This window comes from Neobacillus sp. Soil_C_43 (assembly GCF_057656715.1).
This window is the reverse complement of record NZ_JBDGJV010000001.1, coordinates 201411-216077: the sequence shown is the minus strand read 5'-3', so window position 1 is coordinate 216077 and position 14667 is coordinate 201411. Positions and strand designations below refer to the sequence as shown.

At 40.2% G+C, this 14667-nt stretch carries 15 protein-coding genes; 14 read left to right on the top strand and 1 reads right to left on the bottom strand.

The window, feature by feature from the left end; genetic code table 11:
• Positions 1-116 precede the first annotated feature (116 nt).
• From AC3A54_RS01090 to AC3A54_RS01030, 13 genes are all read left to right on the top strand, one after another.
• Positions 117-1193: a hydrogenase small subunit gene (locus AC3A54_RS01090; RefSeq protein ID WP_487653080.1), complete on the top strand. Its 1077-nt coding sequence runs from the start codon at positions 117-119 to the stop codon at positions 1191-1193.
• On the top strand, positions 1190-2911 hold the full coding sequence (locus tag AC3A54_RS01085) for a nickel-dependent hydrogenase large subunit (RefSeq protein ID WP_487653079.1): 1722 nt from the start codon (positions 1190-1192) through the stop codon (positions 2909-2911). The genes AC3A54_RS01090 and AC3A54_RS01085 overlap by 4 nt, the downstream gene beginning before the upstream one ends.
• 11 nt (positions 2912-2922) lie before the next feature.
• A complete protein-coding gene (gene cybH, locus AC3A54_RS01080; protein ID WP_335545005.1) occupies positions 2923-3717 on the top strand; it encodes a Ni/Fe-hydrogenase, b-type cytochrome subunit in 795 nt (264 codons plus the stop codon).
• A complete protein-coding gene (locus AC3A54_RS01075; RefSeq protein WP_487653078.1) occupies positions 3707-4195 on the top strand; it encodes a HyaD/HybD family hydrogenase maturation endopeptidase in 489 nt (162 codons plus the stop codon). The genes cybH and AC3A54_RS01075 overlap by 11 nt, the downstream gene beginning before the upstream one ends.
• Positions 4192-4638: a hypothetical protein gene (locus AC3A54_RS01070; protein WP_487653077.1), complete on the top strand. Its 447-nt coding sequence runs from the start codon at positions 4192-4194 to the stop codon at positions 4636-4638. The genes AC3A54_RS01075 and AC3A54_RS01070 overlap by 4 nt, the downstream gene beginning before the upstream one ends.
• A complete protein-coding gene (locus AC3A54_RS01065; RefSeq protein ID WP_335545008.1) occupies positions 4631-4990 on the top strand; it encodes a hydrogenase maturation nickel metallochaperone HypA/HybF in 360 nt (119 codons plus the stop codon). Before AC3A54_RS01070 ends, AC3A54_RS01065 begins: the two co-directional genes overlap by 8 nt.
• A complete protein-coding gene (gene hypB / locus AC3A54_RS01060) occupies positions 4987-5646 on the top strand; it encodes a hydrogenase nickel incorporation protein HypB (protein WP_487653076.1) in 660 nt (219 codons plus the stop codon). The genes AC3A54_RS01065 and hypB overlap by 4 nt, the downstream gene beginning before the upstream one ends.
• Positions 5631-7922, top strand: a complete 2292-nt coding sequence (gene hypF / locus AC3A54_RS01055; RefSeq protein ID WP_487653075.1) for a carbamoyltransferase HypF — start codon at positions 5631-5633, stop codon at positions 7920-7922. Before hypB ends, hypF begins: the two co-directional genes overlap by 16 nt.
• A complete protein-coding gene (locus tag AC3A54_RS01050; protein ID WP_309861369.1) occupies positions 7913-8149 on the top strand; it encodes a HypC/HybG/HupF family hydrogenase formation chaperone in 237 nt (78 codons plus the stop codon). The genes hypF and AC3A54_RS01050 overlap by 10 nt, the downstream gene beginning before the upstream one ends.
• Positions 8121-9233 carry a hydrogenase formation protein HypD gene (hypD, locus tag AC3A54_RS01045; protein ID WP_487653074.1) on the top strand — a complete coding sequence of 371 codons (1113 nt, stop codon included), beginning with the start codon at positions 8121-8123 and terminating at the stop codon, positions 9231-9233. Before AC3A54_RS01050 ends, hypD begins: the two co-directional genes overlap by 29 nt.
• The gene (gene hypE / locus AC3A54_RS01040) at positions 9233-10234 is read left to right on the top strand and encodes a hydrogenase expression/formation protein HypE (RefSeq protein ID WP_487653073.1); all 1002 of its coding nucleotides are present in this window, start codon (positions 9233-9235) and stop codon (positions 10232-10234) included. The genes hypD and hypE overlap by 1 nt, the downstream gene beginning before the upstream one ends.
• Positions 10235-10788: 554 nt before the next feature.
• Positions 10789-11040 carry a DUF2535 family protein gene (locus tag AC3A54_RS01035; RefSeq protein ID WP_335528682.1) on the top strand — a complete coding sequence of 84 codons (252 nt, stop codon included), beginning with the start codon at positions 10789-10791 and terminating at the stop codon, positions 11038-11040.
• A 147-nt stretch (positions 11041-11187) separates the two neighbouring features.
• Positions 11188-12030: a DegV family protein gene (locus AC3A54_RS01030; RefSeq protein WP_487653072.1), complete on the top strand. Its 843-nt coding sequence runs from the start codon at positions 11188-11190 to the stop codon at positions 12028-12030.
• A gap of 37 nt (positions 12031-12067) precedes the next feature.
• Here the strand turns inward: AC3A54_RS01030 and AC3A54_RS01025 are convergent, their stop codons facing one another.
• Positions 12068-12958: an MBL fold metallo-hydrolase gene (locus AC3A54_RS01025; RefSeq protein ID WP_335545014.1), complete on the bottom strand. Its 891-nt coding sequence runs from the start codon at positions 12956-12958 to the stop codon at positions 12068-12070.
• A 186-nt stretch (positions 12959-13144) separates the two neighbouring features.
• Here AC3A54_RS01025 and AC3A54_RS01020 point away from each other — a divergent pair, with 186 nt between their 5' ends.
• Complete coding sequence (locus AC3A54_RS01020) at positions 13145-14665, top strand: spore germination protein (protein ID WP_487653071.1); 1521 nt, start codon at positions 13145-13147, stop codon at positions 14663-14665.
• The last annotated feature ends 2 nt before the right edge of the window (positions 14666-14667 follow it).

Below are 14667 nucleotides of genomic sequence, written 5' to 3'. Positions count from 1 at the left end.
GTTAAGGATACTTTGTGTACTTTTTTGAAAATTCAAGACGAATGGCCTAGTGTTATACTACAATTTCCTTGAAATCAAGTATTTTTTATTTTCATGATAAGTGGAGGGGAAAGCGGATGAAGAGACAGAAAACAGTATACGAAGCCGCGATCGACCATGGCTTTAGCAGGCGAGACTTTCTAAAAATGTGTACTGCACTTGCTGCTACATTAGGTCTAGAATTCACGCAGTCTGATCAAGTGGTGAATGCCATGGAAACAAAATCAAGAGTACCAGTTGTATGGCTGCAGTTCCAAGATTGCACGGGTTGTTCCGAATCTTTCATACGATCATCACAACCAAAGACTGAAAGCGTTTTACTCGAAATGATCTCACTGGAATATTCAGAAGTGCTTTCCGCAGCTTCAGGGCATCAGGTTGAAGCTTCCATGAAACAAGTATTAAAGGATTATAAAGGGGAGTACATTCTAGCTGTTGAAGGAAGTATACCTGATGATGATGCGTTCTTAACTGTTGCAGGACAATCGGCAAAAGAAACCTTCCTAGAAATGGCAGCAGGGGCAAAGGCTATTGTCGCTTATGGTTCATGTTCGTCATGGGGAGGCATCGCTGCTGCATATCCAAATCCAACGGGTGCCAAGCCAGTTACAAGCTTTGTAAAAGATACTCCAACTATTCTTGTACCGGGATGTCCGCCTATTTCAGAAGTAATGACGGGTGTAATTGCTCACTTTATTACATTTGGAAAATTACCAGAATTGGATCAGTTCGGACGCCCAAAAGCTTTCTATCGTCACCGTATACATGATAAATGCAATAGACGAGCCTTTTTCGATGCGGGATTATTTGTGGAATCGTTCGACGATGAAGGGGCTAAACAAGGTTATTGCTTATATAAAGTGGGGTGTAAAGGTCCAACCACCTATAACTCTTGTGCAGAAATGCGCTGGAATGGTGGGGTTAGCTATCCGATTCAATCCGGTAATCCTTGCTTTGGATGTTCAGAAAAAGATTTCTGGGATAATGGTCCATTCTATACAAGAAGAGCGAAAATACCAGGAACGCAAACAACAATTGAACCTGATGAGGTCGGGTTAGCAGCCATTGGATTAACAGCAGCTGGTATTGCTGTTCATGCAACTGGAACGGTAATAAAGAAGAAGAGAGACGACAAACGGGGTGAGGAAGAATGAGTGAACGAATAGTAGTAGACCCAATAACAAGAATAGAAGGTCACCTTCGTGTAGAAGTAGATGTAGATGAAAAAGGTGTAATTAAGGAAGCGTATAGTTCAGGAACAGCTGTCCGTGGTCTTGAGTTGATTGTAAAGGAACGAGACCCAAGGGATGTCTGGGCATATGTGCAGCGTATTTGTGGTGTTTGTACGACAGTACATGCATTAGCATCCATTCGTTCTGTTGAAGATGCCTTAAAAATAAAGATTCCGAGAAATGCCCATTTAATAAGAGACATAATGAATGAAGCGTTATTTGTTCATGACCATATCGTCCATTTCTATCACCTTCATGCATTGGATTGGGTAGATGTTGTAAGTGCAATCAGTGCCAATCCCGCAGAGACATCTAAGCTGGCTCAATCCATTTCAAGCTGGCCAAAGTCATCGCCAGGATACTTCACAGATGTGCAAAACAAAGTAAAAAAACTGGTTGAAAGTGGTCAACTAGGTATTTTTGCAAACGGTTATTGGGGGCACAAAGCCTATAAACTTCCACCTGAAGTAAATCTATTGGCTGTTGCTCACTACCTGGAAGCATTAGATTGGCAGAAGGAAATCGTTAAAATTCATACCATTTTTGGCGGCAAAAATCCTCATCCGCATTATGTCGTTGGTGGAATGGCGACTCCTCTCGATATTGATAGCGATAATGGAGTCCATGCTGAACGACTCATGCATGTATCACAATTAATTGATCAAGCCCGGGAATTTGTGAATCAAGTATATATTCCTGACTTACTCGCTATCGGTTCCTTTTATAAGGATTGGACGTATGGCGGCGGCTTAAATAATTATCTTTGCTATGGAGATTTCTCTACAGGAGACATCTATGATACAAAGCTATATCGCATGCCAAGAGGAATTGTTTTAAATGGCAATTTGAATGAAGTGTTGGATGTTGATTTAAAGGATCCTAAACATGTTCAGGAGTTTATTGACCACTCCTGGTATACCTACGATGGAAATGAAGGCGGAAAAGGTAAGCATCCATTCGAAGGAGAAACAACTTTTAATTACACAGGACCGAAAGCACCGTTTAAAACATTGGATACTGACAAACAGTATAGCTGGCTAAAGGCACCGCGCTGGAAAGAGCATCCAATGGAAACAGGACCACTTGCAAGGATGATCGTAGGTTATGCAGCTGGAAAAGAAGAGATTGTAAATATCGTAGATGAAACATTGAAAAAGCTGGATTTACCAATCACAGCCTTACAATCAGCATTAGGACGTACCGTTGCCAGGGGACTTGAAACGGTGTTAATTTCCGGATGGTTGCGTAATGACATGGATGAATTATTAAAAAATGTGAAAAGCGGAAACCAAACGACCTTTGATCGGACTAAATGGGAACCAAGTACGTGGCCGGAACGTGCCAAAGGCGTAGGCTGGATGGAAGCACCACGCGGCGCACTTGGCCATTGGATTGATATCAAGGATGGAAAAACACATAACTACCAGGCCGTTGTTCCTTCTACATGGAATGCCTCACCTCGTGATCATAAAAACAATATTGGGGCATATGAGGCAGCGCTTAAAGGAACACCGATGTTGAATAAGGAACAGCCATTAGAAATTATGAGGATAATCCATTCGTTTGACCCTTGTCTTGCATGTGCTGTCCACTTAACCGATTTGGAAACTAATAATACGACCGAAATTCGATTAGGTTAGGAGTGAAACAAATGGCCGCGCCAAACTTACCGACTCAAACGCCGGGGCCGTTCCCTGATAAACCGGTGATCAACAGCGAGAATTCGTTTCACACAGAAAGATCAATTGTCTATAAAGAAGTAAAAAATGAAGTCAGAGCCTATGTTTGGGAATTACCGGTGAGGATTTTCCACTGGTTAAATATGTTCGCCATCATTGTATTAATGGGAACGGGGATTTACATTGGTAAACCGTTTGCATCGGCTGGAATCCCGGAAGAGGCCTACTTTTCAAATTTGATGGGCTGGATGCGCTATATTCACTTTTTTGCTGCCTTCTTATTCGTAGTGAATCTTCTATTCCGTTTGTATTGGGTTGCTGTAGGGAATAAGTTTGCCACCTCTAATCCACTTAGATGGATATTTTGGAAGGAAGTTTTTGAAACTATTAAATTCTATTTATTTTTAAAAAATAAAAAGCCCCATTATGTTGGGCATAACCCGCTGGCACAATTAAGTTATTGGATCTTTATTGGACTTGGTTCCTGGATTGTCATGCTGACAGGATTTTATATGTACTTTGAACCGCAGCAAGAGTCATTTTGGGCAAAAGTGTTTGTCTGGGTGCCGTATTTATTTGGTGGCGAGAGTTATACGCTTCGCTCGTGGCATCATCTAGCAGCATGGGGCTTTATGTTATTTACCCTTATACATGTATATATGGCTTTCCGCGATGACTATCTTGAGCGAAATGGTTCCATCTCATCTATGATTACAGGCTACAAAACAACGACGAAGAAATCAGTAGGTGAAAAGGATGACAAATAGAAAGGTAGAATCAAAGATTACAATTCTAGGAATTGGCAACACCCTCTTTTCTGACGAGGGTGTTGGCATCCACCTTTTGCCTTTATTAGAGGAAGCACTAAAGGAAGTTGATCAGGTCGAAATTATAGAGGGTTTAACTGATGGCATGAGACTTCTGGGTCCAGTGGAGGAAGCCGAAAATCTTATCATTATTGATGCCATCAATGCCGGGAAAGGGGGTGGCACAATTATCTCACTTGTTGGGGAGGAAATTCCGGCTTATTTTGGTATCAAGATGTCCATTCACCAATTAGGCTTCCAAGAGGTATTGTTAGCGGCCAAAATGAGGGATCGTTATCCTAAGCAAGTTGTTATGTTGGGCATGCAGCCAACGTCACTTGAATTAGGAGTAGAGTTAACGGAAACCAACCGACAGAAACTGGGTGAACTGGCAAATGCCGTAATAGAGCAGGTGCATAACTGGAGAAATGTCTCATGAGACGGGGGGATTTCATAAAGGAAATGGGCAGCAGTCTTTTCCAAACGGTGAAATCTGTTTATGAGCCTTTTATTAGTGAGGATTTGGAAAAAGTAGAGTCAGCAGCAGATCGCGCTCTTGGGATTAGATGGGTTCCATTTATTAAAGAAAGTGAACTTTTTTCGGAGCTAGAATTGAAGTTTATAGGTGGGAAACCGGTAATAGTACTTCGGAATGGTACGAACATGCAGGCAATGGATGGAGTGTGTCCTGTATGTTCGAATATTATTATTCTAACAACACTATATTCAAGTGGAAAATGTTTGAATTGTCAAAAAGAATACAATTTTAAGACACAGTCAGGTGAGTTGCAGCTTGCTTCCTTTCCAATAAAAAGGAAGGAAGATATATATTATATTGGGTTTCAGAAGTATGAAAAGAAATCGGGTGGTAGTCATGCATGAATTGTCATTGATGGGAGATATTCTTCAGCTGGTGCAGGAGGATGCATTCGATAAGGGGATTCAAAAAATTGAAAAGGTGGAATTGATTGTCGGTGAAATCACAAATGCCATGCCCGATGCCTTACAGATGGCTTTTGATATCCTTAGAGATCAAAATCTTCATCTTTTCTCGGATACCGCTGAGCTTGTTATACATTTTGAAGAGGCACAAGCCAGTTGTGTCATTTGTGGCATGGAATATAAACCAGACCAAAAAATTGCTCTTTGTCCAAATTGCCTAGTACCTTCTGGAAAGGTACTAAGTGGGGAAACGTTTCAGGTATTATCATACGAAGGGAGTAATGCACAATGAAGGTTACTTTAAGGACGGACGTATTAACCAATAACAATAAGGCTGCTGAATTCAACCGAGAGTTATTCCACAATACCAAAACCTTGGTCATTAATTTAATGAGTTCTCCTGGGGCAGGAAAGACCACATTACTAGAGGAAACAGTCAGAGCATTATCTAAAAACTTTCGGATTGCCGTGATCGAAGGCGATTTGGCAACGGAAAGAGATGCGGACCGAATTCGTGCGCTGGGTGCAAAAGCTGTTCAAATTAACACCTATGGTGGCTGTCACTTAGACGCACGTATGGTTGCGGCAACACTAGGTGAATTTGATTTAGATGAAATTGATATTCTCTTTATTGAAAATGTTGGTAATCTCGTTTGCCCTTCAGGCTACGACTTAGGACAGCATCATAAAGTGGCGGTTTTAAGTGTACCAGAAGGTAACGACAAAATACCCAAGTACCCACAAATGTTTATGAGAACAGAACTTGTGCTTTTAAATAAAATTGATTTACTCCCTTATTTGGACTTTAGTGTGGAGGAAGCAAGAAAAGATTTATCGGAAATAAACCCGGAATCAATATTAATTTCTCTCTCAGCCCGGACAAAAGAAGGACTGCATGAATGGTTTTCTTGGATTGAAGGAGCATACGAGCGATGCGTACTGCAGTAAAAATTGCCGTCCGTGGCAGAGTGCAGGGAGTTGGTTTTAGACCGTTCGTTTTTCAGCTAGCCGAGAAATATCAGTTGAGTGGGACCGTCCAAAATAATATGGATGGGGTGAAAATTTATCTTGAAGGAGACGCCGGTCATATTAAGGCATTTCTATTTGCATTAAATAATAACGCACCACGACTATCAATAATAAATGAGATTTTAGTAGAAGAAATAGTAGCGCAAAACATAGCAGACTTTACGATTATCCCAAGTGAACGCAGTGGGACATCTATGCTTGTTATTCCAATTGATTCAGCAGTTTGTGACGATTGTCTCAAAGAAATGAATGATCCGAATGATTTTCGCTACCAATATCTGTTCATTAACTGCACCCAATGCGGCCCTCGTTACACGATCATTAACGAGTTACCATATGACCGGCCCTATACTTCTATGAAGGACTTTCCTATGTGTGAGGATTGTCGGAGGGAATATGAAGACCCAACAAACCGGAGGCATCATGCTCAGCCGATTGCTTGTCCAAAGTGCGGCCCTAGAGTATGGTTACTTGACCATAGTGGAAAGCAAGTAGAGGTAGAGAATCCATTGGTAGAAACAGTGACGTATTTAAAAGAAGGAAGGATAGTAGCCATTAAAGGGATAGGAGGCTATCATCTTTGCTGTGATGCAAGTAACGAGAAGGCGGTAGCCGAATTGCGAAGACGGAAAAAACGTCCTTTACGTCCGCTGGCGATTATGGTTGCATCGATGTCAGAAGTAGAACATCTGGCAAAGTTGAATGAGGGTGAATGTGATCTTTTGAAAAGCCCAGAAGCACCTATTGTCGTGTTGAAGAAAAATGAACGGTACCAGTTGGCTGAAAGTGTCGCACCACGCATGAGTACGATTGGAGTGATGCTTCCATATACACCACTTCATCACTTGTTATTTACTGATTCTGAACTCTCTTGTCTCGTAATGACTAGTGCCAATCCATCTGGAATGCCCATCCTATACAAAGATGAGGAAGCCTTTCGATACTTGGAGGGAATAGCTGATTATTATCTTGTGCATAATCGGGAAATACTTCATCCGGTCGATGATTCAGTAGTCCAATTTAATGATGGTAAGCTCGACTTTCTGCGCAGGTCAAGAGGCTACGTGCCAGATCCTTTTACGACAAACCAAGATGTGACTGGAATCGTCACTTTTGGCGGTCAACAAAAGACCACTTTTACGATAGGTCGAAATGAGCAAATTTTTGTCGGTCCGCATATTGGTGAATTAGAAAACATTGAAACAATCAATCATTACAAACAAGAATTAGATCATCTTCTAAAGTGGATTGAAATTCCTAAAAAACTGGCTGTGATCGATGCCCATCCTGGCTATCACATTCAGAAGCTAGTAAAAGAATATCCATTTGAAGAAGTAATGGAGGTTCAACATCATCACGCGCATATGGCAGCATGTATGGAAGAGCACCAAGTTAAGGGTGAGGCGTATGGAATCATTTTAGATGGAACCGGTTTTGGTCTCGACGGAAACATTTGGGGCTTTGAGGTTCTCTATGGTGATGCTCAAAGTTTTCAACGTGTGGCCCATTTACACTATACCCCCCTTCCTGGAGGTGAAAAGTGTATTCGTGAGCCGTGGAGGAATGCAGCGGCCATGCTTATTTCACTGCTTGGTGCGGAGGGGGAAACGTTGGCAAAAACGATCTTCACTGATAAAAAAACAGAGATTGATACCTTAAAAAAGATGATTGATCGTAATATAAATACGGTTTACGCTGGCACGTGCGGTAGACTCTTTGATGCTGTTAGTGCCTTATGTGGAGTGGCTAAAATATCAAGTTATGACGGGGAAGCAGCCATTCAATTAGCAGAATTAGCTGATGAAAACAACAGTTTTGAGCCTTATTTATTTGACTTCGTCGAACAGGATGTACTAACCATCGATTTTTCTAAAATGTTGAAAGAGATAGCACTGGAAATTTTAGCAGAAAGAGACGTTTCGCTCATTAGTGGAAGATTTCATGAAACAGTCGTACAGGCGACGGTAGAAGTGATGGAGAAGCTACTTGTTACAACCTCCAATGCTAATAAACAAGTTGTCATTTCAGGTGGCAGCTTCCATAATCGGTTCTTAAGGAAGAGATTGACTTCAGAATTGATAGAAAGAGGGTTTGCTGTATTCGTACCAGAGCAGGTTCCGTGCAATGACGGTGGTTTATCATATGGGCAATTAGCAATTGCCAAGGCAAAAAGGAGTGCTTTGCAATGTGTGTAGGTGTACCGGCTAGAGTAGTGAAGAAAATGGAATACAGTGCAGTCGTAGATGTCATGGGTTCGCAGACAACCGTTGGAACGATATTTGTTCCCGAATTGGAGCTTGGAGATTATGTCATCGTACATGCTGGTCAGGCCATGAGTATTGTCGATGAAACGTATGCAAGACAGAGTGTGGAGGAGTGGAGGAAACTTGTCAATGCTCGAAATTCTGAAACAGTCCAATAATCCGGAGGTCTGTAAGCCACTTGTGGAGGCCGTTATCGAAAAAGCTAAGGAATTTCAGCGGAAATTTGGACGCAAGCCTGCTTTTATGGAGGTATGCGGCTCGCACACCATGTCTCTAGCAAGAACAGGAGTGAAGCCATGTCTAAAGGATGAAGTCAACCTTATTTCCGGACCAGGCTGTCCTGTGTGTGTTACGGATCAACGTTCCATTGATGCCATGATCGCTCTAGCAGAAGGCGAAAACCGTATCATCTGTACCTTCGGTGACATGATGAGAGTTCCTGGCTCAAATAAAACATTATTGGATTCGAAGATTGCCGGTAAGGATATTCGTGTTCTTTATTCGCCCGTAGATGCGGTGAAGGTAGCCGAAGACAATCCGGATAAACAAGTTATTTTTCTTGGAGTAGGCTTTGAAACAACGATTCCTATCCTCACATTAATGGTGGGAGAAGCGGAAAAACGCGGAATTGAGAATTTTTCGATTTGGATGACTACTAAACTAGTAGAACCAGTTCTCCGCTACTTGCTTGATGCAGGTGAAGTTCATTTGGATGGATTTTTGCTGCCAGGGCATGTTTCGATTGTATTAGGTGAAGCTTCCTATCAGTATTTAGTTGATGAATATCATATTTCAGGTGTGATTACTGGTTTTGAAACGGCAGAATTGCTGTCTGGAATTTACAAAAGCATTGATTTGGCATTAAAAGAAGAAACAGCCATATTCAATAACCACCCTTCTATTGTTAGTAAAACGGGAAATCGAGTGATTCAACAGTGGATGGATCAATACTTAATCAAGTGTGACGAGGCCTGGCGTGGAATAGGGGTTATTCCTAACAGCGGGCTGGACTTAAAACCTGAATACGATAAATATAACGCGAAAAAGAGGTTTACGGTAGAGGTTGGCGAACCAAGAAAAACGAAATGTCGCTGCGGTGAAGTCATTCGTGGTTTAATTACGCCAAATGAGTGTCTACTTTTTGGTAAAGCCTGTAACCCGATGAATCCAATCGGTCCGTGTATGGTTTCTGCAGAAGGAAGTTGTGCGGCTTTTTATCAATACATGAGGGAGAGCTTTTAATGGATCATTTTATTAGCCTAGCACATGGTGACGGTGGTGAGTTAAGCCACCGATTAATCAAAGATGTTTTCATCGAAGCTTTTGGTGATGGGAACTCCGCTTTATTTGATTCTGCTTCAGTAGACATACCAATCGGCAAAATTGCTGTGACAACAGACTCGTTTGTTATTAAGCCCATTTTCTTTCCGGGTGGTTCTATCGGTAAATTAGCGGTAGCAGGTACGGTTAATGATTTAGCTGTTAGTGGGGCAAAACCTGTATATCTAACCTGCGGATTTGTGATTGAGGAAGGGTTCCCTATTCCTGATTTAAAAAAAATAGTCAGTGACATGGCTAATGAAGCGCTTAAGACAGGCGTTACCATTGTAGCTGGTGATACAAAAGTAGTGGAACGTGGCAGTGCGGATGGAGTGTACATAAATACTACAGGGATTGGAATCTATGAGCCTAACAAAGGATGCAGCCTTGAATTTGAAGAAGGCGATGCCATTATTGTGTCAGGCACGATTGGAGATCATGGCATCGCTGTATTGGCAGCAAGAGGAGAGTTAGGTATATCTTCACCTGTAAATAGTGACTGTGCTAGCTTAAATACAATGTTAGCGGAAGTTCTTAACTCTACTTCAGATGTACGAATCATGCGGGATCCAACTAGAGGTGGTCTAGCCACCACACTCGTTGAGATTGCAGAAGACTTTCATTTAACGATGAAAATTAATGAACTTGACCTTCCCGTAAAAGAAGAAGTGCACGGGGTTTGTGATTTACTAGGCTTCGATCCGCTGTATCTGGCCAATGAAGGAAAAGCCATTCTTATTGTTGGCGATAAGGAAAAGGAAATGGTGTTAGATATTTTACGAGAATTCCCTCAGGGACGAGATGCTGTAGTCATCGGTTCGATTTTGGGAAAAGAAAAAGGGCAGTTATTATTAGAAACCCCTTTAGGCTCCAAAAGATTATTAACAAGATTATCAGGAACGATGTTTCCGAGAATATGCTAAAAGATGCCCCCATACACTATAGTATGGGGGATTTTTTATATAACTAATTAATAAAAAGTTAAAGAAATAGTTCATATTTAAAATAAATGAAAAAATAATATTAATATCTTTTATTGTTCTTTATTAAGTTGTATAATTTAAATATAAGTTCTTTATAATGAACAACAAACTAACAGGAGCCTATAATATGTATAAAAAAAACTGTCCAAAATGCCACAAATCATCCTTCAGTAGTTGTGATTCCGGAACATGGATCTGCCCAACTTGCAACAATGATCTTACATATATCACTCTCCAAGACTCCGAGACGCGTAAACAAAGCAAAGCGCGATTATTTCTTATTAAAAACAGTAATCTACAAGAAAACCCACAATTAAACGCCCAAATAAAACCTTACACTTTCAAATCATTCGACTAAAAACAGGACACAAAAATAGTCCTGTTTTTTGTTGCAAATCATTCACAATTATTTTTTTTGTAAGCAGAATTAGACACTTTTCGAGGCGGAAAAGGTGTATAATATAGTCAAACGGGTGAAAAAGAGGATTGATATTTTGTTATTCAAAAGCCTAGAGTTCAAAAATGTTGTTGGACAGAAGGTTAAAGTCATGGAAATTCCTGTATTGGAGGAAGATAGTACTTATAAATTTATGATCCAAGTCCGTTTACAGACGTTTTTAACGTCCATTAATCAGGAAAGCAAACCTAAGAGATGCTACTCCTTTAAAGATTACTTGAAAAAGGTCATGAAGTGGCCCGATTATGAACAACTATTCAAAGTTCGAGAATTAAAGAATAATGCATAGTTCCATTCGAGCATCGGAAACGGTGCTCTTTTATTTTTACAGAAATTTATGAAAACAATGATTAATAGTTAATAAGGTCCAGTTGTGGTTTCTTTCAATTGTTGAAACCTGTATAATACTAAACAGTAAGTGTAGGGATGTGACTGAATGAGTAAAATTAAAATTGTAACCGATTCAACATTAGATATCTCACAAGAAATGGCTAAACAACTAGGTATTATTGTTGTACCTTTATCCGTTACGATAAACGATGAAACCTATTTAGACCGGGTGGATATAGAGCCGGCTGAATTTATTGAAAAGATGAGCAAGGCAAAAGAATTACCTAAAAGTTCCCAACCTGCGGCTGGTGTTTTTCTAGAGGTTTACGATGAGCTTGGAAATGAAGGCTATGAAGTATTATCCATACATATGACAGGGAAAATGAGCGGTACAGTGCGGTCAGCTGAAAGTGCAGCACAAATGACAGATACCAAGGTAACAGTAGTCGACTCAAAGTTTATTTCTACCGCTCTAGCTTTTCAAGTAAAGGAAGCTGCTCTTATGGCAGAGCAAGGGAAAGAAATGAATGAAATCTTATCCCGATTAGAAACAATCCAGGAACATACCAAACTATATATCATGGTGGATACGTTAGAAAACCTCGTTAAGGGTGGTAGAATCGGAAAAGGAAAGGCATTCATTGGCTCTCTATTAAATATCAAACCGATTGCCTCACTTGAAGGGGCAGAATATACTCCGGTTACTAAGGTTCGCAGCCATTCTCAGGTCGTTAAATTTTTGGCCAAGCAGTTTGCGGAAGATGTGAAGGGGAAAACGATTCGTGGTGTTGGTCTAGTCCATTCTGGTGCCCATGAACTTGCAGTAAAAGTAAAAGAGAGCATCTTCGATTTAACTGGATTCCAGGATGTTGAAATTGATTATACCGGTCCAACTATTAGTACACACACCGGTCCTGGTACAATAGCTCTAATGTATTATTTTGAATAGAGGATTGAATAACAGGATGGTGTCTGACACCATCCTGTTATTTTTTACAGACTAGCTCGAGAGAAGACTCCACAACTGTATAGCCTAGGCGGTGCAGATGCTTTCGAATTCCTCCGCGTTCCCAAGTTTTAAGGATCGAGTTTTGCAGCATTTTCTTTGGATAAAAGATACCAATATTCGTTAGTTCCTCAAAGTTCATGCCCTGTTTTATATAATGATCAATTACCTGGTCTCTTTTGTCGATGATGGCAAGGAATGTTTCCATGGCTTGATAAAACTCTTGTTTATTGAAAATCCCTTTTTGATGACCGGTTATATATGTATCGGCATCAAGGGAAAGTAATCGTTTACCAGAGGCAATAAAATCTTCAATATTTCCATCACTGCCGTTATACCAAGGACCAAAAGACGTCATGTCATAATCCCCAGCGAAAACCACACCCAATTCAGGAAAATAAGGGCAAGATAAGCCCATCGTATGCCCAGGGGTATGTAGAAATTGTACTTTTACGTCTCCAAATAAATAGGTTGTTTCATATTCATAGGTTCCCGAAATCTCGCCAAGGTTTTTAACCCATTCCTGTGGAAGGGTCTTTTTCCACTGCTCGACGCCTGCAGAGCCCCATTCCTGATAGACTCCATTGACTCTTGCTACCCCCTCAATCGTTAATGAGGTCTCGTACTCAATGGGATTAATTAGTTTTGTAGCATCCCTAAACAAATGATTATGGAGAGTATGGTCAGGGTGGTAGTGGGTGTTTATGATTAGCTCCACACCATATTCCCTATCAAGTTCTAGCAGTTGATTGGCATCGGCCCCACTATCGATTAACACTTTTTCAGGACAATCTATAAAAAGACTTCTCGAAAAAGGGACCTTGCTATAATTTGGACCTTCCAGTATCATAATCGGACCAATTCGCTCCATTATAATCACCTCTCAAAATAGAAAACAGTATCCTTGGTCAAATAAATACAATGAATGAACACTCATTCATTGTATCACATTGTCATTTGTAAAGAAACCACTATGCAAATAAAGGTTTCCTTATAATGGGTAAAAATAGGATTTTTGGTAAACCTAAAAAAAATAGTATTTATAAAGGTGCTGACAATGTTTAAGCGAAAATCCAAAAATAATCAGTCCGATGAATTTAAAAAGCATAGTTTTGATGTAGATGAATTGAAAGAGCAGTTAAACAATGAACTGGGAGCATGTTCAGATATTAACTTTCGAACCTTAAAAAAAGATGGAAAAAAGATTCTTTTTTGTTTCCTAAGTAGCTTGATTGATAAAACGAGTTTAGATGAGTATATTTTGTTACCTGTTCAACAGCAAAAAGATTCGATGGACTGGACTACAGAAAATCTAGCACAAATTTTACCTATTGCTGAAATGCAAGCAGCCAATCAATTGAACGAGGTCGTTTCATCTTTAATTGAAGGATATGCCTATATTTATATTGATGGTGAGCCGTTCGGAATCCTCGCGAATATCGGTACAACAGTAGAGAGATCCTTAGAAAAAGCGGAAACAGAATCGTTAGTATATGGACCGAAGATTTCTTTTACCGAGTCGCTAATTGGGAATTTAAATATCATTAGAAGTAATCTTAAGGATAAAGAATTATGTATGGAAGATATAAGTATTGGGAGCAGAGTAAAAACACCCGGAAAGATTGTATATATAAGGGATATTGCAGATGAAGAAAATGTAAATACCTTTAAACAAAGAATTAATGACTTAGAGTTTGATTATATTCCAGATACAACCGTATTAGGGCAGTTGATTGAGGATAATAGTTGGACTGTATTTCCACAAATTATGTCCTCAGAGCTTCCAGACCGGGTATCCCTATCATTAATGAGAGGTAAAGTTGCGGTCTTAATGGACCGGTCACCTGCGGCGATCTATGGACCAACCCCATTTTTAAGCTTTTTTGAATCCACTGAAGACGTTTATATGCGCTGGAACATGGGGTTATTTTTAAGAATGCTGCGAATTATAGCGATTTTTTTATCGGTTTTATTAACGCCAGCATATGTAGCGGTTTTGACCTATCATTATGAGGTTATTCCATCTCCCCTGCTTGTTTCATTAGGTCAATCCAGAGCGAATGTTCCGTTTCCTCCTGTATTTGAAGCTTTGCTATTAGAATTTGTTATTGAACTCTTAAGAGAAGCTGGTGCTAGACTACCAACAAAAGTGGGTCAAACCATGGGTATCGTTGGTGGTATAGTCATCGGACAAGCTGCTGTTCAGGCTGGGTTTACGAGTAATATATTAATTATTATTATTGCCCTGAGTGCACTAGGGTCTTTTACTTCTCCAAGTTATATCATGGGTACCGCGATTCGAATGATTCGGTTCCCGATTATTCTGTTAGCGGGTATATGGGGTGGTATTGGTATCATGCTGTCATTTTGCTTTTTTCTTATTCATTTGTTGAAACTAACTTCCTTAGGGAGTCCATATTTTATGCCAGTCTACCCGTTTCGTTGGAAGGACTTAGGATACAGTATCATTAAATTTCCCGTTCAATACTTGCCTTTTAGACCAGTTACTAATCATCCAGTAGATAGTAGTCGATTTAAAGAGAAAAAGGCGAATAAAAAGAAGGATGTAGATGAATAGGA